This is a genomic window from Mycobacterium paragordonae (assembly GCF_003614435.1).
GTDB lineage: Bacteria > Actinomycetota > Actinomycetes > Mycobacteriales > Mycobacteriaceae > Mycobacterium > Mycobacterium paragordonae.
This window is the reverse complement of record NZ_CP025546.1, coordinates 2826060-2852295: the sequence shown is the minus strand read 5'-3', so window position 1 is coordinate 2852295 and position 26236 is coordinate 2826060. Positions and strand designations below refer to the sequence as shown.

Below are 26236 nucleotides of genomic sequence, written 5' to 3'. Positions count from 1 at the left end.
GGCAGTCGGCAGAAATCGAGGAGGAAGCGTGATCATAGGCGGGGGATCAGCAGACGTCACTCTCGGCGTAGGAATCGTCTACGACTGGGAGCCCGGCCCGGGTTCGATCGTCACCTGGCAGCCAACACCGGCATCGCGCGCGAAAGCTGCAAAAGCACCCGTAGTCGACGTGCCGCCCAGTTCCATGCAGGCCGGCCATTTGCGCGGCTATGTGGAATTCGGTGAGCGTGGCCTCGATTATTCCCGGTTGGTAATGGGTTCCTGGGAGATTCCGGGCAAGTGCGATATCCGGACCATGACGCACGTGATCAATGCACACGTCCGGCGGCACGAAACATACCGCAGCTGGTTTGAATACAATGGCCCGAAGGACATTGTTCGGCACAAGATTCAAAACCCGCGCGACATTCAGCTCGCGCCGGTGCAGCACGGCGAAATGACCCAGCCGGAATGGCGGGAACTCGTCGTTTCCACGCCGCCTCCGCTGGAATGGGACTGCTTCCGCTTCGGTTTGATCCAGCACGAAAACCACTGCTCGCTCTTCGCGATCGTCGACCACCTGCATTGCGACCCGGCCGTGGTTTCGTCGCTGTACGTCGAAATCCTGACCAACTACCGCGCGCTGCTCGAGGGCAAACCGCCGCTGGTCATGCCGGAACCGGGCAGCCACGACAACTTCTGCATTCGGGAAGCGAAAATCTCGGCCGAGGCGACGCTGGACACCCCCGAGGTCCGCAAATGGATCGACTTCGCCGAGAACAACGGCGGCGGCCTGCCGGAGTTCCCGTTGCCGCTGGGTGAGCAGTCGCACGCGTGCGGTGGCGACATCATGATCGAGAAGCTGATGACCCCGCAGCAAACGGCGAAGTTCGAGGCCACCTGCATGGCGGCGAATGCCCGATTCAGCGGCGGTCTGTTCGGCTGTGTCGCCCTGGCCCACTACGAACTGACCGGCCAGGAAACGTACAACGGCATGACTCCGGTCGACAAGCGGAATTCGCCCGAGGAGTACCTGTCGATGGGCTGGTTCACCGGCGCGGTGCCTTTCACGGTCGCCATCGACCCGAATTCCTTCGAGGAAACCGCTCGCTCCACCCAGGCGTCATTCGATGACAACATGGACATGGCGAACGTGCCGTACGAGCGGGTTCTGGAATTGGCACCCTGGCTCAAGCGGAATTCGTCACAGTTCTTCATGACGAATTACATGGACGCCGGCCTGCCGCCGCTTTCCGCCGTGGTCGCCACCGCTCTGAAGGGTGCAAATGCCACGGCTTACAACGACGGCCGGAATCCGGCCTATCTGTACTTCTCGGTGATCCGGCTTTTCGACGAGGTTTCCATCATGGTGAACTTCCCGAACAACCCGGTCGCTCGCGAATCGGTGACTCGTTACCTTGAGGTTCTCAAGTCCGTGTTCGCCCGTGCCTGCGAAGGTCAGTACGCGAAGGCCGCGGTTCAGCTGGCGCAATAGCCCTTTGTTCTACGGCCCCGTCGTCCGGAGTGATCCGGATGGCGGGGCCGTAAAATTGAATGGGCGTGAAACAAGAACCGCATACAAGCGCCATAAAAAGCACAATTGAACGCACGGAAATAGAAATGCCGTGACCAATGTTGTGACGTTGACAAGAACCGTCAGCAACATCCTGCGGTAGCGCCGCGCTTGCTCCGAAGCAGCGGTACTGAGAATCGAAGTGTATGACGCCACGCCCCGGCGTGTGGGCGGTTTCGGAAAATCCGCTCAACTGCACCGGTGGCGGACGCCGCGCCCCCCGGTGCCGCCAGTGCCGCCGACAGGCGGAATGTCGCCCTCCGTACGGCCCGCACTACCAACCGGTAGCTACGATCTCCGGACCGGCCGTTTCGGCGGTTCCTCCTTACGAACAGAGGCACCGGACCCCCGTTTACTCTAGTGAAGTCCTGCTGCGGGGAGCCGATCCGACCGCCAACTCCGCTACCGGTCCGCGGAGCAGGAAGAGGCACTCCGGGGCGGAGCGCGCACCCACTACATGCCGAGCCGCACGCCTTTCACCAGCGGTTTTAAGCAACTGACCGGCACCCCGGCGCCATTTCAGTTCCTCCGCCACCTTGCCCACAGCCCGCTGATCCAGGCGCGTTCGCCGGCTTGGCCGGGCCCTGCGGGCCACCGCCGACGGCCGGGTGAGGGTACGCACAATTCTTGTACGTCTGCACGATTTTTCCACATCGACCGAGCAAACCGGATACGCTTCGAACACCTCATGAATGTGAGGTTGGCTTCGGCGCGGGGGCAGGGCTTGATCGACGGGTTCGCTCGCTCGCGCAGCGCAGCGGCAACCCGCAAGCGAATCAAGATTCGAGCTGATCGCTGGGCAAAGCTGAACCGAGGCCGGGCAGGCCGCGCGGGCATGGACGCGGGTATGGAGAGGTGAAGACGTGGACAGGACGGGTGTCACTCCGGTTGCCGTCATCGGTATGGCGTGCAGACTGCCGGGAGGCATCGACTCCCCGGAGCAGTTGTGGGAAGCATTGCTACGCGGCGACGACTTTGTCACCGAGGTTCCCTCTCACCGCTGGGACGTCGAGGAGTTCTACGACCCCGAGCCGGGCGTGCCGGGCCGGACGGTCTGCAAGTGGGGCGCCTTCCTGGACGACGTCGCCGACTTCGACCCCGAATTCTTCGGCATCACCGAGCGGGAAGCCACCGAGATGGACCCGCAGCACCGCTTGCTGTTGCAGACGTCCTGGGAGGCCATGGAGCACGCCGGTCTCACCCGCGACGCGCTGACCGCCGTCCAGACCGGCGTGTTCGTCGGTCTGATGCACGACGACTACCTGTTCATGCACGCGGATGCCGACACCCTGAGCGGCCCGTACGGCTACATGGGCAACAGCTTCGCAATGGGCTCCGGCCGGGTCTCCTACGCCATGGGCCTGAGCGGTCCGGCGATGACGGTCGATACCGCGTGTTCCTCCGGCCTGTCGGCCATCCACCTGGCGTGCCAGAGCCTGCACGACGGCGAGAGCGACATCGCGCTCGCCGGCGGCGCCTCGGTGACGCTGGAGCCGCGCAAGGCCGCGTCGGGTTCTGCCATCGGCATGTTGTCGGCCACCGGACACTGCCACGCGTTCGACGTGAACGCGGACGGGTTCGTGTCGGGTGAGGGCGCCGTCATGCTGCTGCTCAAGCGCCTCGCGGACGCCCAGCGCGACGGGGACCGGATCCTTGCGGTGATCCGCGGCACGGCGGCCAACCAGGACGGTCGCACCGTCAACATCGTCACGCCGTCGCTGCCCGCGCAGGTGTCGGCCTACCGGGCTGCACTGGCCGCCGGCGACGTCGACCCCACCACCATCGGGATGGTCGAGGCACACGGCACCGGCACGCCGATCGGCGACCCGATCGAATACGCCAGCCTCGCCGAGGTCTACGGCACCACCGGGCCGTGCGCCCTGGCGTCGGTGAAGACCAACTTCGGACACACCCAGTCGGCCGCTGGTGCGCTCGGCATGATGAAGGCCGTGCTGGCCGTGCAGCACGGGGTGATCCCGCAGAACCTGCATTTCACCCAGCTGCCGGACAAGTTCGCCGAGATTGAGACCAATCTCTTTGTGCCGCAAGAGAACACACCCTGGCCCCGGGACGACGAGTCGACGCCGCGGCGGGCCGCGGTGTCGTCGTACGGCTTCTCGGGCACCAACGTGCACGCCGTGATCGAGCAGGCACCGGAACCGCGGGCCCCCAAGACCGTCGAGCCGGAGGGCGCACCCGCGCTGCAGGGCGCCCGGATCTTCCCGATCTCAGCGAGCTCCGAAGATGGCCTGCACCAGACGGCCACACGGCTCGCCGATTGGGTGGACACCCAGGAGGACCTGGACATCAGGGACCTGGCGTACACCCTGGCCCGCCGGCGTACTCCGCGCGCGGTGCGCGCCACCGTCATCGCCGACAGCCGCGCTCAGCTGATCGAGGCGCTGCGCGAGGTCGCCAAAGGCGAGGTGCCCTACCCGCCCGCCACAGGACAGGATGACAAGGGGCCGGTCTGGGTGTTCTCCGGACAGGGATCCCAGTGGGCCGAGATGGGCAAGGACCTGCTCGCCACCGAGCCGGTGTTCGCGGCCAGGGTCGCCGAGATCGAGCCGCTGATCGCCGCCGAGTCCGGCTTCTCGGTCACCGAGGCCATGACCGCGCCCGAGAAGGTGACGGGCATCGACCGCGTGCAGCCCACCATTTTCGCCATGCAGGTGGCACTGGCCGCGGCGATGAAGTCCTACGGCGCCAACCCCGGCGCGGTCATCGGCCACTCGCTGGGTGAGTCCGCCGCCTCCGTCGTCGCCGGCGCATTGTCGCTGGAAGACGGCGTGAAGGTGATCTGCCGTCGCTCCAAGCTGATGACCCGCATCTCCGGCGCCGGCGCCATGGCGTCGGTCGAATTACCCGCCGAGGAAGTGATCACCCAACTGGTGGCCCGCGGCGTCAGCGACGTCGTGGTGGCCGTGGTCGCCTCGCCGCAGTCCACCGTGATCGGCGGCGACACCCAGTCCGTGCGCGACCTCGTCGCGGCCTGGGAGGAACGCGGCGTGATGGCCCGCGAAGTGGCCGTGGACGTGGCGTCGCACTCGCCGCAGGTCGACCCGATCCTGGACGAACTCTACGAGGTGCTGGCCGACATCGAGCCGCTCGAGCCGGAGGTGCCCTACTACTCGGCCACCTCGTTCGACCCGCGCGAGGAACCGTACTGCGACGCCGGCTACTGGGCGGACAACCTGCGCCACACGGTGCGCTTCGCCGCCGCGGTGCAGGCCGCGCTCGAGGACGACTTCCGGGTGTTCACCGAGCTGTCCCCGCACCCGCTGCTGACGAACGCGGTCGACCAGACCGCGCGCAGCCTGGACAAGGCGGCCGCCGCGCTGGCGAGCATGCGCCGCGAACAACCCCTGCCGCACGGCCTGCGTGGGCTGCTGGGCGACCTGTATGCCGCGGGCGCCGCGCTCGACTGGGCGGTGCTCTACCCCGACGGACGGCTGCTGGACGCGCCGCTGCCCACCTGGAGTCAGCGGTCGCTGTTCCTGGCGACCAGCGGCCTGGATTCGGTGGCGCGCCGCAGCGCGCTGGTGCCCGCGCATCCCCTGATGGGCGTGCACGTGCGGCTGCCCGAGGAGCCGGAGCGCCACGTCTGGCAGGGCGAGGTGGGTACCGACGCGCTGCCCTGGCTCGGCGATCACCAGATCCGTAATGCCGACGTGCTGCCCGGCGCGGCCTACTGCGAGATGGCGCTGGTCGCGGCCCGCACCGTCCTCGGCGACGCGGCGGAGGTGCGGGACCTGCGCTTCGAGCAGTCGCTGCCGCTGGACCAGCAGACTCCGGTCGGCATCACCGCGACATTCCAGGGCCCCGACGTCGTCGACTTCACGGTCGAGAGCAACCGCGAAGGGCGCTACGAGCGGCAGGCCACGGCGGTGCTGCATGCGGCCGACCCGGCGGACCACCCGCCCGCCCTCAACCTGAGCGAGCTGCTGGCAAACCACCCGCGCCCGGTGGACGGCGACGACATCCGCAAGTGGATGGACAAGCGCGGCCACCGGCTGGGACCGGCGTTCGCGGGCCTCGGCGGCGCACACATCGCCGAGAACGCCGGCAACACCGTACTGGCGGAGGTGGCCCTGCCGGGTCCGCTGCGCCCGCAGCAGGGTACCTACGGTGTGGTGCACCCGGCGTTGCTGGACGCCTGCTTCCAGGCGGTTGCCGCACATCCCAGTGTGGGCAGCGCCCTCAACGGTGGCCTACTGCTGCCGCTGAGTATCCGCAGTCTGCGCGGCTACGGCTCGGCGCGGCATGCACGCTACTGCTACGCGACGGTGACGGCGTGCGGTGCCGGCGGCGTGGAAGCCGACCTGGACATCGTCGACGAGCACGGCACCGTCCTGATGACGGTGCGCGGCCTGCAGATGGGCACCGGGGCTTCGCCGGACAGCGAGCGCGATCGTGTTCTGGGCGAGCGCCTGCTGACCATCGAATGGCAACCGCGCGAGCTGCCCGACACCACGGTGACCGAACCCGGCAACTGGCTGCTGGTCACCACCTCGGATGCCGCCGACCTGACGGCCACCGCACTGACGGACGCGCTGAAGGTGCACGACGCGCAGGCGACCACCCTGTTCTGGCCGTTTGCCGGCGACCACGCCGCGCACGCCGGGCAACTGCGCGCTCAACTGCAGGAAGGCGCATTCCACGGCGTGGTGCTGGTTACCGCGCCGCAGCAGAACGCCGTCAACGAGGCGGGAGACCGCGGTGGGCAGTACGTCGAGCACGTGGTGCGCATCGCCCGTGAGCTCCCGGAGTTGCTGGGCTCGCCGCCGCGGCTGTACGCGTTGACCCGCAACGCCCAGACGGTGCTGGCCGACGACCAGCCCAACCTCGAGCAGGGCGGTCTGCGTGGCCTGCTGCGGGTGATCAGTTCGGAGAACCCGCAGCTGAAGGTCAGCTACATCGACCTGCCGAACGACCTCGGCGATCACGGGGCCGAGCTGGTGGCGCGGCAGTTGCTGCAGAACACCGGCGAGGACGAGACCGCGTGGCGCAACGACGAGTGGTACACCGCACGGATGCTGCCCACTCCCCTGCAGCCCGAGGAACGTCGTTCGACCGTGGTCGATCACGCCGACGCCGGCATGCGCCTGCAGATCCGCACGCCGGGGGACCTGGAAACACTGGAATTCGCGGCATTCGACCGGGTGCCGCCGGGACCGGGCGAGATCGAGGTCGAGGTCAGCGCCTCCAGCGTCAACTTCGCCGATGTACTGGCCACGTTCGGCCGCTACCAGACCTTCGACGGGAAACTACCCGATCTGGGTCTTGATTTCGGCGGTGTGGTGACCGCGGTCGGCTCTGAGGTGACCGACCTCAAGGTGGGCGATCGCGTCGCCGGCCTGTCCACCAACGGATGCTGGGCCACCTTCGTCACCTGCGACGCACGCCTGGCCGCACCCGTGCCGGACGACATCACCGACGCCGAAGCGGCCGCCGCGACCACCGCGTACGCCACCGCCTGGTACGGGCTGACGGACCTGGCCCGGATCCGGTCCGGAGACAAGGTGTTGATCCACTCGGCCACCGGCGGCGTCGGGCAGGCGGCCATCGCCATCGCGCGCACGGCCGGAGCCCAGATCTTCGCCACGGCCGGTAGCCCGGAGCGCCGGGAGAAGTTGCGCGCCATGGGAATCGAGCACGTCTACGACTCCCGCAGCAACGAGTTCGCCGAACAGATCCGTTGCGACACCGACGGTTACGGTGTGGACATCGTGCTCAACTCGCTGACCGGCGCCGCTCAGCAGGCCGGGATCAAGCTGCTTGCCCTCGGCGGACGCTTCATCGAGATCGGCAAGCGCGACATCTACTCCAACACCCGGCTGGAGCTGTTCCCGTTCCGGCAGAACCTGGCCTTCTACGGTGTCGACCTGGCCCTGATGGCCGAGAGCCACCCGGCGCAGGTCCACGAGCTGCTGAGCACCGTCTATCAGCAGATCGCCGGCGGCGTGCTGCCGAAGCCCGAGGTCACCCACTACCCGATGGCCGACGCGGCCACCGCGATCCGGGTGATGGGTGCGGCCGAACACACCGGCAAGCTGGTGCTCGACGTCCCGCACGTCGGGCGCAGCAGCGTGGTGATGCCACCCGAGCAGGCGCCGGTCTTCCGGGGCGACGGTTCCTACATCATCACCGGTGGCCTCGGCGGCCTCGGCCTGTTCCTGGCCGAGAAGATGGCCAGCGCCGGCGCCGGCCGCATCGTCCTCACCTCACGTTCACAGCCCAACCAAAAGGCTTTGGAGACAATCGAGTTGGTCCGGTCCATCGGATCCGACGTGGTGGTGGAATGCGGCGACATCGCCGAAGCCGGTACCGCGGAGAAGCTGGTGGCCACCGCCACCGCGACGGGTCTGCCGCTGCGCGGGGTGCTGCACGCGGCAGCCGTGGTCGAGGACGCGACCTTGCCCAACATCACCGAGGAACTCATCCGCCGGGACTGGGCGCCCAAAGTGCACGGCGCATGGAATCTGCACGAAGCCGTGCAAGACATGGAAGCGGATCAGCCGCTGGACTGGTTCTGCTCGTTCTCCTCGGCAGCAGCCCTGGTGGGTTCACCCGGCCAGGGTGCCTACGCGGCGGCCAACAGCTGGCTGGATGCCTTCACCCACTGGCGGCGGGCCCAGGGTCTGCCGGCCACCTCGATCGCCTGGGGGCCGTGGGGTGAGATCGGCCGCGCCACCTCGTTCGCCGAGGCGGCGGGCGACGCCATCCAGCCGGAGGAGGGCGCCTATGCGTTCGAGGCGCTGCTGCGGCACAACCGCGCCTACACCGGCTACGCCCCCATCATCGGATCGCCGTGGCTGAACGCGTTCGCCCAACACAGTCCGTTCGCGGAGGCGTTCAAGGCGACCGTGAAGCACGGCGGGAACAGCAAATTCCTCAGCGAATTGGACAAGCTCCCGCAGGAGGAGTGGCCGGCCCGGTTGCGACGCATGGTCTCCGAGCAGATCGGGCTGATTCTGCGCCGGACCATCGATGTCGACAAGATGTTGACCGAGTACGGCCTGGATTCGCTGAGCAGCCAGGAACTGCGCACCCGCATCGAGTCCGAGACGGGTGTCCGGATCACCGCTACCAACATCAACACCACGGTGCGCAGCCTGGCCGACCTGCTGTACGAGGAGCTGGCGGGGGAAGCAGTCGCGTCGGCGTGAAGTTCGTACTGGCAGTCCACGGCACCCGGGGCGATGTCGAGCCTTGCGCCGCCGTCGGCATGGAGTTGCAACGGCGCGGCCACGACGTGCGAATGGCGGTGCCGCCCAACCTGATCGGGTTCGTCGAGGCGGCGGGTCTGAGCGGCGTGGCGTACGGGCCGGACTCCGGGATCCAGATCAACCAGGTCGCGGCGTTCGTCCGTAATCTCACCAAGGCGCAGAATCCGCTGAACCTGGCGCAGGCCGGTAAGGAACTGTTCGTCGAGGGCTGGGCCGAGATGGGCGCGACGCTGACCGACCTGGCCGAGGGCGCCGACCTGCTGATGACGGGTCAGACGTATCACGGCGTCGTCGCCAATGTCGCTGAACACCACGACATTCCGATAGCGGCGTTGCATCACTTCCCGATGCACGTCAACGGGCAGGTCGGCATCCCGTCGCTACCGCTGCCCGGCACCGCGGTGCGTACCGTCGCCAAAGCATCCTGGCGGCTGTATTCCTACACGACCGGCGACGCCGACCGCACCCAACGCCGCGAACTAGGGCTGCCGCCCACCTCGGTGCCCGCACTGCAGCGCATCGTGCGTCAGGGCGCACCCGAGATCCAGGCCTACGACCCGGCGCTGTTTCCCGGCATCGCGCAGGAGTGGAAAGTGCAGCGCCCCTTCGTCGGTGCGCTGTCGATGCAGTTGCACACCGAGCCCAACGCCGAACTGGACGAATGGATCGCGGCCGGCACCCCCCCGATCTACTTCGGTTTCGGCAGCACCCCGGTGCAATCGCCGGCCGAGACCGTCGAGATGATCGCCGACGTGTGCGCCGAGTTGGGCGAGCGCGCGCTGGTGTACTCCCCCGCCGGCGCGACGCTCGCCGGCCAGCCTGAGCACGTGAAACTCGTTGGGCTGATCGACTATTCGACGGTGCTGCCGCAATGCCGGGCGGTGGTCCACCACGGCGGGGCCGGCACCACCGCCGCGGGCCTGCGCGCGGGGATGCCCACGATGATCCTCTGGGACGTCGCCGATCAACCGATCTGGGCGGCCGCGGTGCAACGCGTGAAAGTCGGTACCGCAAAACGCTTCGCGCACGTCAAACGCAAGTCGCTGCTGCGCGGCGTGAAGACCATTCTGCAGCCGGAGTACGCCGCCCGCGCCCGCGACCTGTCGACTAAGATGACGAACCCCGCGGAGGCTGTTGCCGAGGCGGCGGACCTCCTCGAGGAGACGGCTGAGCAACGCACCGTCAGTGACCGCTTATGACAAAGTATCGCCGCGCCGACCGGCCGGTTGTGTAGTTTGAGCCGTCGGACGACATATCGAGAACGTCTCTCCCACCACCGGTAGATGTAGATCGCGAGAATCATGCCCACACGAGCCCCAGTCGTTGTCGCCATCCCGAACTACAACATGAGCGGGAACCTTCGCCGATTACTGCCTCAGGTTCTGGCGCAGTCCTATGACGACGTCTTCGTCCTCGACGATTGCTCAACGGATGACACGGTCGACGTCGTTAAAGACTTCAGCGGCGGTGTCAAGTTGATCCGCGGGCGAGAAAACGGCGGCCCTGCCGCCAACCGGAACCAAATCATCGAACACGTCCAAGACGACGTGATCATCCACTTCATCGACGCCGACATGGACCTTGCGACAAACGAGACTCCGACGGTCGCAAGAGACGTGATGGGCCGGTACGCCGACCGCGGAGTCGGGTTGGTCGGCGGGCTGGTGAGTCGCCTGGACGGCAGCCAGGAACTCGACAACTACGGGGCCGTATTCTCGCTCTGGGGCAATTCCACTGCGGTCGTCCAACTGCTGATCGACACCTTGCGGAAGAAGAATCCCGACATGGCACGGGCAGTGCGGCGACTGGCCGCGCCGATCGTCAAAGACTGGCCGAATATCCTCGAGCCGCCTGCTCCCACGCCGGTGTACTGGGTGCACGAGGGCAACATGCTCGTCAACTCCACGCTCTTCAAATCGATTGGCGGCTACGACCCCGTATTGCGCGCCCACGAGGCTCAGGATCTCGCGATCCGCCTGCAGAGACTCGGTGTAGGCCGTCAGTTCGACCCGAGCATCAAGGTCGTCCACCACGAGGTCGATGTGCGCGGCAAGAATCGACAGAAATGGGTCAACAAGGCGTCGATGTACCTGCTGCGCAAATACGGGCTGTTGCGGTTCCTTACCGATCACTAGGCACCGGCGCCCGCCGCCGCCCATGCGCCGCAATCCATCGCCCCCATTTAGCCGTTGACCGGCGTGTCGACTTGCCTACCTGCGCGAATGCGGGTCCTGGCGCAGCAGTGAGTCGGCATCACCCCGGCGCAGCCTGCGAAAATGGTACAGGCTTACAAAAAATCACCGAATATTTTCGTTTCGCAACGACATTCGCCTCCACACGGTAGCGTCCTAAGGCATGTGGGCAACGGTTCTGATGCTTGCACTGTGGATGGCAACGAACGACCCGGTGCGGATGATCATTGCCACCTTCCTGGTCACACGCGAGCGGCCCCTGCCGAATCTGGTCGCTTACTGGGTCGGTGGCGCCGGCGCAGGAATCGTCGTAAGCATCGCCGTCATCTTTTTCTTGCGCGACCTCGCGGCACCAATCATGTACTCGGTGACGTCGACGGTGCAGGATCTGACGGGCGGATATGTGCGGATTGCCCTCGGTGTCATCGCACTGATGTTCGCAGCAAAGATTGCAGCCCAGATGCTGCGACGTCAGCCCGTGGGCGTGCCGATGGACGCCGTCAGCCCGTCAGCCGTAGCGCTGCAATCGCGCCCAGCGGTACTGGAACAGGTGCGCATCGCCCTGCAGCGGCTGACACCGCCGGCTGTTACACGGCTTTCGGCGCGAATCTGGCAGGCGTTGGGATCTGGATCTCCGCGGGTGTCGTTCGTAGCAGGAATCATGACGGCCTTACCGCCGATCGAGCATCAAGCCGCTCTCACGACCATCTTGGCTTCTCACGAGGGCCTCGGCGCACAGCTCGGTGCGGCCATCATGTTTGTACTGGTGGTTATGGCCACGCTCGAGGTCGTCCTCGTAAGCTACGTATTGTCGCCGGTAAGAACCAAGAATGGGATCGCGCGGCTTCAGAACTTCACGCGAACCTTTGGCCGGAAGCTTTTTCCCCTCATGGCCGGGTCGACAGGCGTCATCCTGATCTTCAGCGGCATGGGCGGAATTTGATCGCTCACCTGCGACCAGCATATCTATGCAGTCCGCCGTGAGCATTTCGAGGCACAAGTCATATCTACTTGCGGGTTTCGAGCACCGCTTTCTCCAACAGGTCCGCAGTCGCGGCAATGCTGTCGGCGGGACTGGTCATCCGGGATCCCATTTCGCGCGCACGCATGATGCAGTCCGGCGACAGAATCACCCGCAGGTCACTGACCAGTGATTCTGTGGTGGCGCCGGAGAACCGGCGGCCACGACCGACGTCCAGTAGTTTGACCTGGGCAGCCCAGAAAGGCTGGTCGGACGTGATCCACAGGATCAGCGTGGGAACACCGGCCCGAAGCCCGGCGGCCGTGGTCCCGGCGCCGCCGTGGTGGACCACCGCGCGGCACGCCGGAAAGATGGCCGCGTGGCTCACCGCGCGCACTACCTTGACGTGGTCGTGGTGCGGTAGATCAGTCCGATCGCTGGGACCCGAGCAGATCAGTGCGCGTTCACCCAGCCGCGCGCAGGCCGCGGCGATCTTTTCCACCAGACTGCGCAGCGATCCGATGGGCATGCTGCCGAAGCCGAAGTAGATCGGCGGGGTGCCGCTGGCAATCCACGACATGACCTCGTCGTCAGCGTCGGTAGGCTGGCCCATTGTCAGTGCGCCGACGAAGGGCCGGCGTCCGCCCCATTCTGCGGACAGCCCGGGAAAACACAACTCGTCATAGGCCTGAATTTCTAGCGCTCCACGGTCAGCCATACGCTTTGGAGCGGGGCTCGCCGCGTTTGGCAGGCCGAGTTCACGGCGCTGCGCGTCTTCCACACCCTTGGTCATGCGCCAGTACAGCCAATCGGTGGTGGCGAACGCCGTCCGGGCAATCGGTCCCGGCAGCCGGACGCCGGAGAAGCCGATCTGTCCATTCGCGCGCATCGGGTAGAAGTGCAGTGCGGCCAGGGGAATGTCGTGGTGCTCTGCGACGTTGGCGACCACTTCTTGGTAAATCTGGCCCGTCAGGAGCAGGTCGGCGCCCGCTGCGACCGGAGTCAGCATCGCACTGAGTTCCAACCAACCCTCGGTGACGGGTGCCATAGCCTCCCGCGCCAGCTTCACCGGATTCTGCAATTTCCAGGCGCTGTGCAGGAACTGCTCGTCGAGTTGCTGCTGGGAGTCACGGGTTCCATAGGCGACGGCAGTCAGACCGGCTGACTCGACGAACCCAATCAGGTTGGGCGGCACTGCAAGACACACATCGTGTCCCCTGCGACTTAACTCAACCCCGACCGCGGCACAGGGTTCGATATCGCCACGCGTTCCATAGCTGGCAACGACAAATTTCATCGGTTATGCGGCGCTGCGTCAGTCCTTGGCGAATAGGTAGATCCGGTAGGTGAATCCGCCGCCGCGCTTGAGGTCACGATCCAGCACGTTGACGGCGTAACGGGTGAGACCGGTAAGAAATGCCGGAGCCTTGCGACCGATGATCTCTTGAGTCCGACGGGTATTGGCGTCCAGCCCCCTCTTGGCCTCGTCTTGGATGTCCCTTTGGGCAACCTTGCGCAAGGGAATGTCGGCCAGCGCCGTTTCCCAACCGGCGACGACCGGGTTGCGACGCGAGTCGGTATAGAGGAAGTGTCCGCCCGGACGAAGCACGCGCGTCACTTCGGCGAGAAATCCGGGGAAGTCCGGGTACTGGTGCGAAGCCTCGACATTGACCACTGCGTCGAAAGATTCGTCTGGAAACGGCAGGTTCTGCGCGTCGCCTTGGACGAAGTCCAGGCCCGGCAACCGGTGCTTCTTCCGGCATAGGTCGATGCTCGCGGGGTTCAGATCGAGGCCGGTGTAGGACGCGGGGCCGAGAGCCCGCGTGATGTATGACGCTCCTCCGCCCGCGCCGCAGCTGACCTCCAGCACTTTCTTACCGGTGAGATCTACCTGGCTCGCCGTCTGGTGGTAGAGCTGGATGCAGTACCGATTGGGCTCGTCAGAGGGATCCAGCGGCAAGTCCATCGGCGGATCTTCTTCGTAACCGAAGTTGAAGAACACCACTTCGTCGCCGACTTGGCGGGTGCCGAGTGGCAGCAGGTACTTGGTCGTGATCTTCCCGACGAGCGGGTTGGATTGCAGGCGGTATTTCAAAGCCACGCGGAGAAGTGTCGCATGAGTCCACGGCCCGGCGGGCCAAAAGGACGAACATCGGGACGCCCTAGACCAGCACGCACGTGCAACTTTATTCAAGAATTTGCAGCCCCGCCCTCCCACCCGAAGGAATCCGGATCACCGCAACTCGACGACGGAAAGTAGCTCTGAGCTGCTTCTTTTAGGCGGAACGCTGGCATGCGATGTTCGAGTTGGGCCAATGCCAGCGAGGCGAAGGGATTTGCCATTCCCCCACCTGAGCAGCCTTCCCCCCTGTACGGTTGTTACGTGGCGAGGCAGGTCAAATCACACGACGAGGCCAAGGTCGGGGGGATCTTCGACCGCGTAGGCGACTTCGTCGTCAAGCAACCCTGGCTCGTCCTGGGATCGTGGATCGCGGTGGTGGTCGTTCTAGTCCTGAGCTTTCCTCCCCTGCAGGTTCAGGCCTCGAAGCATGAACCAAAACAGGTTCCCGACGATGCGCCGACGATGATTGCCCAGCAAGATATGGCCCGAGCTTTCGCGGCCGCCCCGGCTCCTGCGGCCGACAATGGCGGGAGCGGTGGCGGCAGCGGCGGCAGCGACGCCGGACCGAGCGCTGCGGGCGGCAAAGGTGGAGCCCTGCTCCTGGTCATCCTGACCGACGAGAAGGGGCTGAGCGCTGCCGATGAGGACACCTACCACAAACTGATCGACAACCTGCACGCAGATACGCAAGACAAGATGTCGGTGCAGGATTTCATGGGCACACCACAGGCGCGAGAGGTCTTCGAAAGCAAAGACAAGAAGGCCTGGAACCTACCTATTCAATTCCCGGGTGAAGCAGCCTCTCCGGAGAGCCAACAAGCACTCAGGAACGTGACGGCAATCGTCAAGAAAACGGTCGCGGGTACGTCGCTGAACGCGTACATGAGCGGACCGGTTGCCACCGTCGCCGACGTGCAGAAAATCGGCGAAGAAGACGTTCAGATAATCGAGATGGGCACCATCATCAGCGTGCTGGTCATCTTGATCATCGTCTATCGCAACATCGTCACGATGATGATGCCGTTGGCCACCATTGGTGTGTCGATCGTCGGTGCGCAGGGTCTGCTGTCCGCGTTGGCCGAAATGGGCTTCGTGGTCAACATGCAAAGCATCGTGTTCATGAGCGCCGTCATGATCGGCGCCGGCACAGACTACGCCGTCTTCCTGATCAGTCGATACCACGACTTCGTGCGACATGGTGAAACCTCGGACGTCGCGGTCAAGAAGGCGCTGATGTCCATCGGCAAAGTCATCGCCGCGTCAGCGGCTACCGTAGCCGTCACCTTCCTCGCGATGATCTTCACCAAGTTGGAGGTATTCTCGGCCGTCGGCCCGGCGATATCCATTTCCATCGTCGTGACCTTGTTGGCCGCGTGCACATTCTTGCCGGCGATCCTGGTCCTTGTCGGACGAAGAGGCTGGATCAAGCCCCGTCGCGATCTAACCACCCGTTTCTGGCGAATTTCGGGGTCGCGAATCGTCCGGCGACCGGTGATCCACCTGGTGGGCAGCTTGGTCATTCTGCTGGCACTAGCGGGCAGTACGAGTCTGATCCGGTTCAACTACGACGACCTCAAGACCGTCCCGCAAGACATGGACAGCGTCCGAGGCTTCAACGCCTTGAACCGCCATTTTCCGATGAACTCGATGAGTCCCCTGGTCCTATTCGTCCACTCCTCCCACGACCTGCGCACACCCGCCGCCTTGGCAGACCTGGAAATGCTGTCGCGCCGGATCGCCGACCTTCCGGACATCGTCATGGTTCGAGGCTTGACCAGGCCCAACGGGGAGCCGTTGAAAGAGACCAAAGTGTCCTTCCAGGCGGGTGAGGTCGGCAGCAAGCTCAACGAGGCGTCCTCCGCGATCTCCGAACACGGTGGCGAACTGGACCATCTGGTCGGTGGTTCAAGGCAATTGGCCGACGCCTTGGCGCAGATCCGCGGGCAGGTCAATGACGCGGTAGCCAGTTCGGCCGACCTCGTCAGCATGTTGGAGAACATGCTGCAGTTGATGGGTGGAGACAAGACCATCCAGCAACTCGACCAGGCTTCGGGTGCCGTCTCGCGCATGCGGGCTCTGGGAAACAATTTGAGCGGGACCGTCAGCGATGCCCAGACCACTGCGGTGTGGGCCGCCCCCATGGTGACGGCCCTCAATGAAAGCCCGTCGTGCAACGCCGACCCCGCTTGTGTGCGATCGCGCGGACAGCTGGCGGCCATCGTCGAGTCCGGCAACAACGGGCTGCTCCGCTCGATCCAAGCGTTCGCGGTCACCTTGCAGCAGACCGATCAATATCAGACATTGGCGCAGACAGTCGGCAAGCTCGACGACCAGCTGAAGCAGATCGTCAAGACCCTGAAGATGATAAAGGGCCTGCCCAATACGCTCTCGCAATTGCAACAAGGGGCCGGCGCGCTGGCCGACGGGAGTGGCGCGGTCGCCGACGGCGTCCAGGCGCTGGTTGACCAGGTGAAGAAGATGGGCGGCGGTCTCAACGAGGCGTCTGACTTCCTACTCGGAATGCGGCGTGACGCGGAACGCCCCAATATGGCCGGCTTCAACATCCCACCGCAGATCTTGACGCGAGATGACTTCAAGAAGGGAGCCCAGGTCTTCCTATCGCCGGACGGGCATGCGGCGCAGTACCTGGTGCAGAGTGGTCTTAACGGGTTCACCGTCGAAGGCATGAATCAGATCCACAAGATCGAGGAAACGGCGAGGTCTGCGCTCCCGAACACGGAAATCTCGGATGCTAAAGTCGCCCTAATCGGCATGCCGACGGTGATGGCCGATACCCGTGACTATTACAACCGAGACATCCGGTTCATCGTCATCGCAACCATCCTCATCGTGTTCCTCATTTTGGTGGCGTTGCTGCGAGCCGTGGTGGCACCCCTGTATCTCATTGCCTCCGTGTTGGTTTCGTACCTGTCGGCCCTGGGCCTCGGCGTCATCGTCTTCCAACTGATCCTGGGCAAGGATCTGCACTGGAGCCTGCCAGGCTTGTCGTTCATCTTGTTGGTCGCGGTCGGCGCCGACTACAACATGTTGCTCATCTCCCGAATCCGAGATGAGTCGCCGCACGGGGTACGGGTCGGGGTCATCCGAACCGTAGGCTCGACGGGTGGCGTGATCACCTCTGCGGGCTTGATCTTCGCCGCATCCATGTTCGGGCTCCTGGCAGCCAGCATCACCACCATGGCTCAAGCCGGCTTCACCATCGGCATCGGGATCGTGATCGACACCTTCCTGGTGCGCACCATCACCGTCCCCGCGCTGGCCGCGATGATTGGCCAGAAGAACTGGTGGCCGTCAAAGATGGGTCAGAGCAACAAGTATCGCAAGAAGAGCAAGTGGGAGCAGAAGGCCGCGGTGTGGATGGACCGCAGCAAGCGGTTTGTCACAGGCAAAGCCCCCGCCCCACCGCCGCCCAAACCCCGAGTGGTCCGTCCACCGAAACCGAAGCCTGTGGGCAGCACCATCGACCTGTTGCCAGCGCATTCGCTACCACTGTTCGGTCTCAGCACGGTCCCCGACTACGACCTGTCGAAGTGCGCGTCGCAGACCAAGCGCAAGCGCAAGGCGAAGGAAATGCGCCCCAAGGACATGCGCCTGAGCAAGCAGCGGGCCGACCAGCTGCTCACCCACTCGCTACCGCTGTTCGGCCTCGCCGACATGCCGGGATATCAAGAGCTGCAACGAGAGTTCGACGGCGACAGCCGGTCCAACAAGGGCCGCGAGGGCCGGAGCGACGTGGTGAAGCCGAAGCCGGACACCCCGGTCATCACCTGACGGTTATCACCCGAGGGTTATCGCCTGAGGGTTATTGTCTGAGGTCAGGCCAGCTGAATTACGCGTCCAACCGGACGAACTCGCCGCGGCGGTACAGTTCGCCGCACTGCGCGCGGCGGGGCTTGCCGCTGGTGGTGATCGGGATCGAACCCTGGGCAACCAGCACGATATCGGACGCGCTCAAGCCGTGCGCCTTCGAAATCGCCGATGTCACTTCACGTTTGATGAAGCCGAAACGCTCGGCCGCTTCTTCGGGCGATTCGTCCTTCTGCTTGAGTTCGAGAATGGTGACAAGTTTCTCGACGCCATCCTGCGGAACCGCGATCGCCACGCACCGGCCCGGACTGACCGTCTGGATGGTCGCCTCGATGTCGTCAGGCGAGTGATTGCGCCCATAGACGATCAACAGGTCCTTGATGCGACCCAAAATGAACAGCTCGCCCTCGGAATAGAACCCGGAATCCCCCGTCCGCAGCCACGGACCCTCCGGCGTGCCGGGGGTGGGGTTGACGATCGATGCGCCGAAAGTGGCCGCGGTGGTCTCGGGGTTCTGCCAATAGCCGGAAGCGACATTGCCGCCATGTACCCAGAGTTCGCCGACGGTCCCTTCCGGGCACTCGATGGAGGTTTCGGGATCGACGATGCGCACTTCCTGGGTGTCCACCACGCCGTAGCTGACAAGCGGTGTGCTGCTTTCGCTTTCGCCCTCGGTGCGTTCGGCGTGGCCGTCCGGCAATTTGGTGGCGTCGAAATGGACGATCTTCGGCGGCTGCCCCGCCTGGCGGGTAGCGACGTACACGGTTGTTTCGGCCATGCCGTAGGACGGACGGATGACTTGCGGGTCGAGTCCGAACGGAGCGAACCGGTCCACGAAACGCTTCAGGGTGACAGGCTGCACCCGCTCACTGCCGTTGAGGATCGCGTGGATGCCGCTCAGGTCGAGCCCTTCGAGGTCCTCGTCCTTGGTCTTGCGCGACGCCAGATCGAACGCGAAGTTCGGCGCCGCGGTGAACCCGAGAGTGTTGTTGCCGAGCATCTGCATCCACCGGGCGGGCCGCTGCAGGAATCCGATGGGGCTGGTCAGCTTTGCCGGCATGCCGGTGAGGATGGGCATGATGAGGCCCAGGATGAAGCCCATATCGTGGTAGAACGGCAGCCACGACACCACGGTCGACCCCGGCGGAGCGAGTTTGCCGTAGACGCCGTAGTAGGCGGTCATGATCTGCTCGAAATTGGCCATCAGGTTCTTGTTGGACACCATGACCCCGGCCGGGGTGCGGGTGGAACCGGACGTGTACTGCAGATAGATCGTCTCCGGCTGCTCATACTTGGCGCGGCCAGCCGCGCCGGGGCGCCCGTCGAGCTGCAGCTTGTCGAGCTCGATGATCTCGGTCTTGACGTCACCGGGCTGCTCCCGAACGTACTCGGCCACGTTGTCGACGATCGACGACGCCGTGAACACCACGGCCGGCGCCGTGTCGGCCAGCACCGACGCCGTGCGTTCATCGTGGGCACCGCCCATCGGAACCGACAGCGGCACCGCGATGACGCCGGCGTGCAGCGACGCCAGGAAACTCACGATGTAATCCAGGCTTTGCGGCGCCAGGATCAACGCCCGGTCCCCGGTCGTCGCGTGCTCCCTGATCAGCGCGGCGAGGTTGAGCATGCGCACATACAGCTGTGACCAGGTCAGGGTCAGCTCAACGCCGTCCCAGGAATGGTCGTAGTCGATATAGGTCAGCGCAATGTCGTTGGGCTGCAGACTCGCACGCTCGCGCACGACATTGGGAAGTGAGGATTCAACCACGGACATCAGACTACCTTTGCCAGGCACCCAGCTTCGGAAAACGGGATCCCAAAGGTGGTGGATAATCGCCCTATCGTGGACAACAGACTCGCGCACATGGATCAAGTGTCTTTTCTCGGTGTGCGGGCGCTAGGTTACGGGACGTTGGCGCAGGTCGTCTGGTTGTACAACCGACAGGTGGATGTCGACGGGCTGCGCCGTTTCCACCGAAACCTCGGCCACAGTCTGCTGGGCCGTCGAATTGAACGTTCTCCGTTGGCTTTCGCGCGCGACCGGTGGGTGGTATCGCGCGGGCCCGCCGACCTCGACATAGCCCACGCGCCGCGCCCGCGAGCCGAGGTGAACGCCTGGACCTACGAGCGGGCGTGCTTGCCGATCGATCCGGAGTTGGGACCCGGCTGGCATCTGGGTGTGCTGCCGTTGACGGATCAAGGAACGGCGGTGACGCTGGTGGCATCGCACACGTTAGTGGACGGCCTAGCGTTATGCCAGGTCGTCGCCGATGCCGCCGAAGGCAGGACTTGTGACCTCGGCTATCCCCCACCCGGATCCCGCCCGCGCGGCCGAGCCGTCCTCGAGGACGCCCGCCAAACGATCGCGTCGACACCGGAACTTGCCAGGGCGGTAGCGACCATGGTGCGACTCGCCCGACGAGGCCGTGAGGAACTCGCCTCGTCTGTCGCGGCCGCGCCACCGGCCCCCCGCTCCCGCCGCGACGAGCCGGTGGCGGTGCCCACCGTGGCCGCGTTTGTCGACGTGACGCAATGGGATGCATGCGCCAATAAGCTCGGTGGTACCAGCAATTCGTTGTTCGCGGGATTCGCTGCCCGGCTCGGCGTTCGGCTGGGACGTCGGCTGGACGACGGATTGGTCACGTTGGCGTTTCCAGTGGGCGAACGCACGGACGGCGACACCCGGGGCAACGCACTGACGTTCGCCTCGATCACCGTCGACCCCGCGCACGCAGCGTCGGATCTCGGGGAGATACGAGCCAAGCTGAAGTCGGCGCTGACCGAGCTCACGACCAGCACCAACGAAATGCTGGGAACCATCCCGTTGGCCGCGCTTACTCCCAAATGGCTGGCCCGGCGACTCGTCGGCGCGGGCTTGGGATCCGCCGGCCTACCGATCGGATGCTCCAACCTCGGCCAGCTGGACCCCGCTGCCGCCCGCCCAGACGGAACCGACGCCGACTACGCCTACGGACGGCTGATCGAACCGGGCATCCCCAAGGATACGCTGGAAAATATTGGCGGACAGCTGTTCATGGCGTCCGGTCGAGTGCTGGGCAAGGTGTTCGTCACGGTTATCGCCTACCGTCCTGGTCAAGCAAATACCACGCCTGAGCTGCGTCGGTTGGTCTCCGAAACCTTCGCCGAATTCGAGCTGACGGCCGAGATCATGTAGTCGAGGCGAGCGATGCCCGAAAACGGCGCGCCCGAGCGTATTCACGAAACGGCGCCTGGCTGAAGGTCTTCAGAGACGTCCAGCGCTGCGGTCCCCAGACCACGGCCTGCAGCAGAGACAGCCAGGCCGGTAGCCACCACAGACGCGCGAGGGTGCGGACACCCGCCGACGCGGCTGGGTCCATCGTCAACCAGGTGAGAATGCGGAGTTGATCGAGCCAGTACCGCCGCAGGGACAGGTTACGAGCCGACTCGGTCGTCGCAGTGTGCGTCCGCACGGACAGTTCCTGCGGCACGAACCCGACCGAGGAGCGCAACATCAATCGGTACCAGATATCGAGATCGACGAGTTGATACACGTCGTCGCGGAAGCCGCCCGCCTCCAAAGCCAGCCGACGCCGAAACATCACACACGTCGGCTCGCCTATCCAGTTGTGGAGTCCACCGCGCGCCGCCATCTGCTTGACGAGCGCCGGTCCACGATTGTGGGCTTCCAGGTGTTTGAAGTGTGTGTGCAGGACTCCGTATTGCCGCTGGAAGTCCTGATCGTCGGTCTCCACTTTGCGTGGAGCGAAAGCCATTCCGACGTCGACGTCGTCGAAGCAAGAGGTCAGTGCCCGCAGTGCGCCGGGTAGCAGCCAGTCGTCGCCGTGCACGAATTGGACGAGTTCGCCGCGCGCCACCTCCAGGCACCTGTTGTGGTTCCCGTTGAGGCCGAGCCGAGGTGCGTTGCGCACCAATCGATCCTGCGGTCTGAGCATTGCCGCGACAGTGGCGGCACAGTCGTCGGTGGAATCGTCGTCGACCACCAAGATTTCGAAGTCGACGCCGTCTTGGTCCAAGATGCTGGTCAGGCAACGCGCGATGGTGGCACCGTTGTTGTACATCGGCACACAAACCGAGATCTTCGGCGCACGTGCAATATCGTTGTCGTTCAATGTTTTTACGACTCCAAGGGGAAGCTCTGGTACGCGATGCCGGTTTTTCTCCACCCCGGCTTCGGCAAGGTTCCAGGCGGAAATCGCTTCTGCCAGCCCCGCCCGTGCGTCTTGCGCATCCCATGATTCATCACCTGCTCGGCAAGAAATTCGTAGCGCTTGCGCCCGAAGGCGTCCTTCGCGGTGACCCGGCCGAAGTGGTTGATGTAGGCCATTTCCGTGGTGTAGCAACCAAAATTGGCGTCGCGGGCGCGTAGCACCAGGTCGAGGTCAATACCCCACCCGTAGCGCCCAAAAGTGCGCAGGTCCATCCCGCCGATCTGCAACCAGCAGTCGCGAGAGAGCATCAACGCGACACCCTCCACCGCGGGCACCGACCGGTAGAACGGGCGCGGCGTATATTCGGCGGCATCGACCGGCTGTTCCACTTCCGCGCACAGGAACCCGTGGTCGATCATCGGGCCGACAATGCCCGCGTCCTCCGGTAGTCGCGGATCGAGCAATCCGGCGACGAACCCCTTGGAGATCCGCGTGTCGTTGTTCAGCGTCATCGCGTGCGCGTAACCCTCGGAAAAAGCCACCCGGAAACCGAGTTCACTCCCCCCGCCCCAGCCCAGGTTTTGTCCCGGCGTCATGACGCGTTCATTGCCGATCTTGGGATAGTCGCCGCGATTGTCGATGATGACGTAGTCGGCGCCCTCACGCTCCAGATCCCCCACCAGAGCGTGCGTGTATTCATGTTGTCCGAATACCGGAACCGCGATCAGGACACCCACGCGGCGACCTTACCCCAGCGGTTGGCGGCGGCGAGGCCGCTTGGATGGCAAATTACATCCATTGCTTATCGCGTCGTCGAAGACGGTCTGACCCACGCCGGCGCGCCGCAGCCGAGCCGCTCGACGTTTGCCCGGATCAGTTCGTACGGGTAGTCCGTATGCCGCTCGAGGAACTCCTGCAGCTGGGTCATCGAGTCGTGCCACGGCGAATTGTGACGCGGCAGGATGGTTTTGAGGAATGGGAACCTCAGGTGTTCGATCAGCCCGTCCCAGAAGTACAGGGTGTTGTTAAACGGCTCCCCCTGAAACTTCGCGGCCCACTGGTGACCGGATGACCGTTCGTACGCTGCGTTGATGGTCGCCGCCGACAAGAACGGCTTGACCGCGAGCCCGGCCTTGCGGGCACCTTTGGACAGGCCCAGCTCGTAGCGCCTGATCAGTTTTTGCTTGTCGACGACGTACTGGAAGCGATTCCAGAAGTTGGTGAGGAAGCTCCGGGTGCGGGGGTTCAGATCCCACGCCAGGAAGAACGACTGCAGGTGCCGCCCCAGCTCCTCGCTCTCGATGGCGCCGTACATGTCGGCGTCGCGGAACGTGGACCACATCTCTTCCAGCGGAAACAGCGGACCGTAAACGCTGTCGTTGGCGAGCACGAAGCGATCGAACTGGTCGAGGGACCAACCCTGACGCCGAACGATGCACCAGGCCAGATGCCAGGAACCGAAATCGAGGGACAGGGTGCGTCTGGTGTAGATGCCGGCACACACCGATCGCAGCGGCGCGACGGAGTCGGGTGACAGCGTCGGCGAACCGGATACAAACACGATGGTGGCACCAAGTCCCTGCAACTGCTTCAGGTAGTAGACGACATAGGGATCGACGACGCCCTGCGGGTCGAAGTGCGCGAAGAAGACGAGCGTCCGTCGATCAGGCGGAGGCTGCGCTGGAAGTTCCTGGTGCGTTTCACAAACGAAGCCGGACGCGTCGCGGCCAAAGCGGTAGCGTGCCGCAGCGATACGCGCGGCGCGCTGCTGCTCTTCGCGGAAGGCGCGGAGGTTCAAGCTAACCTCACGATGAGCCTTTGACGGCGAGTGCGAAAAAGTCGGTTCGGGTGGTGGTCACGTCCCGTACGTCAAAACCTAGGTGAGTCAACAACTTTTCGATCAGATCGGCGTCGAAGATGTGGTGGTGAAGAGTTCGATTGCGCAGGTTTTGAAGGCTGCGCCGCCGAAACTGCTCGAGGTCTCCCGCGGGCGGGTCCATCTTCAGGTCGTGCAGCGCCAGGATTTCTTCCAGGTGGGTGAGGTCGTCCTCACCCACATCGCGGGTGTAATCCTCGAGTAGATGGTCGAACTTGGTGACCGGACGACGGTGATCGAAGTTGCTGACCTGGTTCGGCAGTACGAGGACGAACCCTCCGCCCGGTTTGATAACCCGTTTCCATTCCGTCAGTGCCTTGATGGGATTCGCGACGTGCTCCAAGCAGTTCGAGGAGAGCAGGAAGTCGTAGCGTGCCGAAGTGATCTGACCAAGGTCTGTCGCATCGGAAATGTACTGGTGCCCGGTGCGTTTCCCCCAGAAGTTATAGGTTTCGCCCTCCTGGATCTGCCCTTCCCAGACGGTGTCGGTGGCGAAGTTGACTCCATCGAGGCCAGCCACGAACTCGTAGAGGGGCAGCACGGTGCTGAAGACCCCGCTCGGCCCGCCGATCTCTATTCCGTATTTGCAGTCGACGAACGACTGATACGTTTGCCGAAACGGCAACCGCCAGCGCTGGTACTTCAGTATTTGCAGCAGGTCACTCGCCGATTTCGGGGCGAATTCCTTGATTACAGTGCGCATTTGCTTCTTTCACTCCACCGACAGGGTAATAGTGGGGCGCAGTGCTCACCCGTACTTTGACTGAATCGGGCGGCCATCCCGCCAGTCCTCATCACGCGTCCTGGTCCGCAACGGATACGTGATCTGCCCCCGTGGCGGGAGATTCTTCAGCAGCGCGCGAAGCTACCGGCTGACTCCGCTCCGCCACGCTGCCGGCCGTGACCGGACGCCTGACGTAGGACACGAAAATGGAAACAAGCGCGATGAGCCAAAGGCTTGGCGCCAGCGACATCGTGCTATCGACCAAGATCAGAACGACATCCGTGCCTGATTGGACAACCCGCCGCGTCGCGGTGGGCAACGGGATTTGAGCGATAGACAGCGCCGTCGCGATGCTTACGCACACCCCGACCACTCGACGGCCAATACCCACGGTTTCCGCCCGGTCGAAGATGCCTCGGCCGGGTGCCCCGTCGGGGTCTCTGACCACGACTGCCGCGACCGGCAAAACGAACACTAGATAATAGGGGTTGCTGAGAGCCGGGAAGAGCGAAGCCGTGGCCAGCAGAACTATCCCGGCCATCACTGGCGGCACACGCTTGCCCAAGGCGGCAACGAGGACGACTACTACCAGTAAAAGTACGTAACCGATGAGGGATCGCGTCTCGGCAAGGAATCCATCTGGGATCTTCCCACCCGATAGTTGCGCTTTGATGCCGTCCGGGATTGCCAAGAGGGCCTTGCCGAACGACGCGTTCGAACCCTCAACAGTCGCTACCTGCGATCCTCCGCTGTAGCCGACGGTATTGCCGATCGACTGCATGATGGTGTGGGGGAAATCCCGGGGCCACAGCAGATAAGCAGCGAGGTTGGAGATTGCGACGCCCAACACAGCAATACCGCCGAGCCGCCACTGCCGAGCAGCAAACAAAACAACTACCAGGACAGCGAACTGGGGTTTCACCAAAGCCGCCAAAACCACCGTGACCGTAACCAATCCCCACCGCTGCCGACACAAGGTCACTAAAAAGATGAGCGCCACTGGCACGACGAAGCCGACCGAATTACCCCGATCGAGAACTACCCAGGCCGGGACGGCCGCCGCCCCGCAAACCAGGAATACGACAATTCGCTCCACACCGCGGGCACCGCGGGCGGCCCATACGGCAGGGCTGAAGACAGCAGCCGCAAGAAATAGCAGGTAAGCAAATAATCCAAATCGCGGCATCCCCAGCCACTTACCAACAAGGGCGAACGCTACATGCGGCACCATCCCTGCCGCGGTGTAATTGAAATGGGTCGGTTTGAAGTCCGGCGGAAGGTACAGCGGGTATGGATCCCAAGGGTTGGGAACCGTCCCGATATTCGCGGTGATGGAATAGTCGCTGAAGCAATGCCGACCGACCCGGGTAGGCCAGTCCTGGTAGCAGTCATCAGGGAGAAATACTATGAGGGAGGAAAAAACGTCGATTGAGTAATACTCCGCAAGCACAAAGCCCGTCGCGAGGGAAATCATCGACGCGACAAGGACGGTTCCAATTAACACAGCGCGCTCAGACTGGCCGTTGACCGTAGCTTTCCGTCGCCAGCTTGCGCTTACCGTTCCCCGCAGAAGTTCGAGGGTTCGGCTCACTTATGTC

At 64.2% G+C, this 26236-nt stretch carries 14 protein-coding genes and 1 pseudogene; 7 read left to right on the top strand and 8 right to left on the bottom strand.

What is annotated here, in order from left to right; translation table 11 throughout:
- The first annotated feature begins 28 nt into the window (after positions 1-28).
- The 5 genes from C0J29_RS13270 (at position 29) to C0J29_RS13250 (ending at position 11916) form a co-directional block, all read left to right on the top strand.
- Entirely contained in the window at positions 29-1474 is a 1446-nt protein-coding gene (locus C0J29_RS13270) for a condensation domain-containing protein (RefSeq protein ID WP_065046618.1), read from the top strand.
- 941 nt (positions 1475-2415) lie between these two features.
- Complete coding sequence (pks2, locus tag C0J29_RS13265) at positions 2416-8721, top strand: sulfolipid-1 biosynthesis phthioceranic/hydroxyphthioceranic acid synthase (protein ID WP_120792600.1); 6306 nt, start codon at positions 2416-2418, stop codon at positions 8719-8721.
- Positions 8718-9980, top strand: a complete 1263-nt coding sequence (locus C0J29_RS13260) for a glycosyltransferase (protein WP_120792599.1) — start codon at positions 8718-8720, stop codon at positions 9978-9980. Before pks2 ends, C0J29_RS13260 begins: the two co-directional genes overlap by 4 nt.
- Before the next feature lie 102 nt (positions 9981-10082).
- Entirely contained in the window at positions 10083-10916 is an 834-nt protein-coding gene (locus tag C0J29_RS13255) for a glycosyltransferase family 2 protein (RefSeq protein ID WP_120792598.1), read from the top strand.
- A gap of 220 nt (positions 10917-11136) precedes the next feature.
- The gene (locus C0J29_RS13250) at positions 11137-11916 is read left to right on the top strand and encodes a GAP family protein (RefSeq protein ID WP_120792597.1); all 780 of its coding nucleotides are present in this window, start codon (positions 11137-11139) and stop codon (positions 11914-11916) included.
- Positions 11917-11980: 64 nt separating this feature from the next.
- Here C0J29_RS13250 and C0J29_RS13245 read toward each other — a convergent pair whose 3' ends face one another.
- Both C0J29_RS13245 and C0J29_RS13240 read right to left on the bottom strand, forming a co-directional pair.
- Entirely contained in the window at positions 11981-13231 is a 1251-nt protein-coding gene (locus tag C0J29_RS13245) for a glycosyltransferase (protein ID WP_120792596.1), read from the bottom strand.
- A gap of 18 nt (positions 13232-13249) precedes the next feature.
- A pseudogene (locus C0J29_RS13240) lies at positions 13250-14087 on the bottom strand (phthiotriol/phenolphthiotriol dimycocerosates methyltransferase).
- A gap of 215 nt (positions 14088-14302) precedes the next feature.
- Here C0J29_RS13240 and C0J29_RS13235 point away from each other — a divergent pair.
- A complete protein-coding gene (locus C0J29_RS13235; protein WP_242460636.1) occupies positions 14303-17848 on the top strand; it encodes an MMPL/RND family transporter in 3546 nt (1181 codons plus the stop codon).
- A gap of 58 nt (positions 17849-17906) precedes the next feature.
- Here the strand turns inward: C0J29_RS13235 and C0J29_RS13230 are convergent, their stop codons facing one another.
- Positions 17907-19661 (bottom strand): AMP-binding protein, encoded by a 1755-nt coding sequence (locus C0J29_RS13230; RefSeq protein WP_120792593.1) that lies wholly within the window; start codon positions 19659-19661, stop codon positions 17907-17909.
- Positions 19662-19751: 90 nt separating this feature from the next.
- Here C0J29_RS13230 and C0J29_RS13225 point away from each other — a divergent pair, with 90 nt between their 5' ends.
- Positions 19752-21062 (top strand): hypothetical protein, encoded by a 1311-nt coding sequence (locus C0J29_RS13225; protein WP_242460425.1) that lies wholly within the window; start codon positions 19752-19754, stop codon positions 21060-21062.
- Here the strand turns inward: C0J29_RS13225 and C0J29_RS13220 are convergent.
- From C0J29_RS13220 to C0J29_RS13200, 5 genes are all read right to left on the bottom strand, one after another.
- Positions 21055-21999: a glycosyltransferase family 2 protein gene (locus tag C0J29_RS13220; protein ID WP_277950716.1), complete on the bottom strand. Its 945-nt coding sequence runs from the start codon at positions 21997-21999 to the stop codon at positions 21055-21057. The genes C0J29_RS13225 and C0J29_RS13220 overlap by 8 nt on opposite strands.
- Before the next feature lie 5 nt (positions 22000-22004).
- Positions 22005-22775: a glycosyltransferase family protein gene (locus C0J29_RS13215; protein ID WP_120792591.1), complete on the bottom strand. Its 771-nt coding sequence runs from the start codon at positions 22773-22775 to the stop codon at positions 22005-22007.
- Between the two features lie 65 nt (positions 22776-22840).
- Complete coding sequence (locus C0J29_RS13210; protein WP_120792590.1) at positions 22841-23836, bottom strand: rhamnan synthesis F family protein; 996 nt, start codon at positions 23834-23836, stop codon at positions 22841-22843.
- 7 nt (positions 23837-23843) lie between these two features.
- Positions 23844-24617: a methyltransferase domain-containing protein gene (locus C0J29_RS13205; protein ID WP_120792589.1), complete on the bottom strand. Its 774-nt coding sequence runs from the start codon at positions 24615-24617 to the stop codon at positions 23844-23846.
- Positions 24618-24708: 91 nt separating this feature from the next.
- On the bottom strand, positions 24709-26229 hold the full coding sequence (locus C0J29_RS13200; RefSeq protein ID WP_162951452.1) for a DUF2029 domain-containing protein: 1521 nt from the start codon (positions 26227-26229) through the stop codon (positions 24709-24711).
- Positions 26230-26236 lie beyond the last annotated feature (7 nt).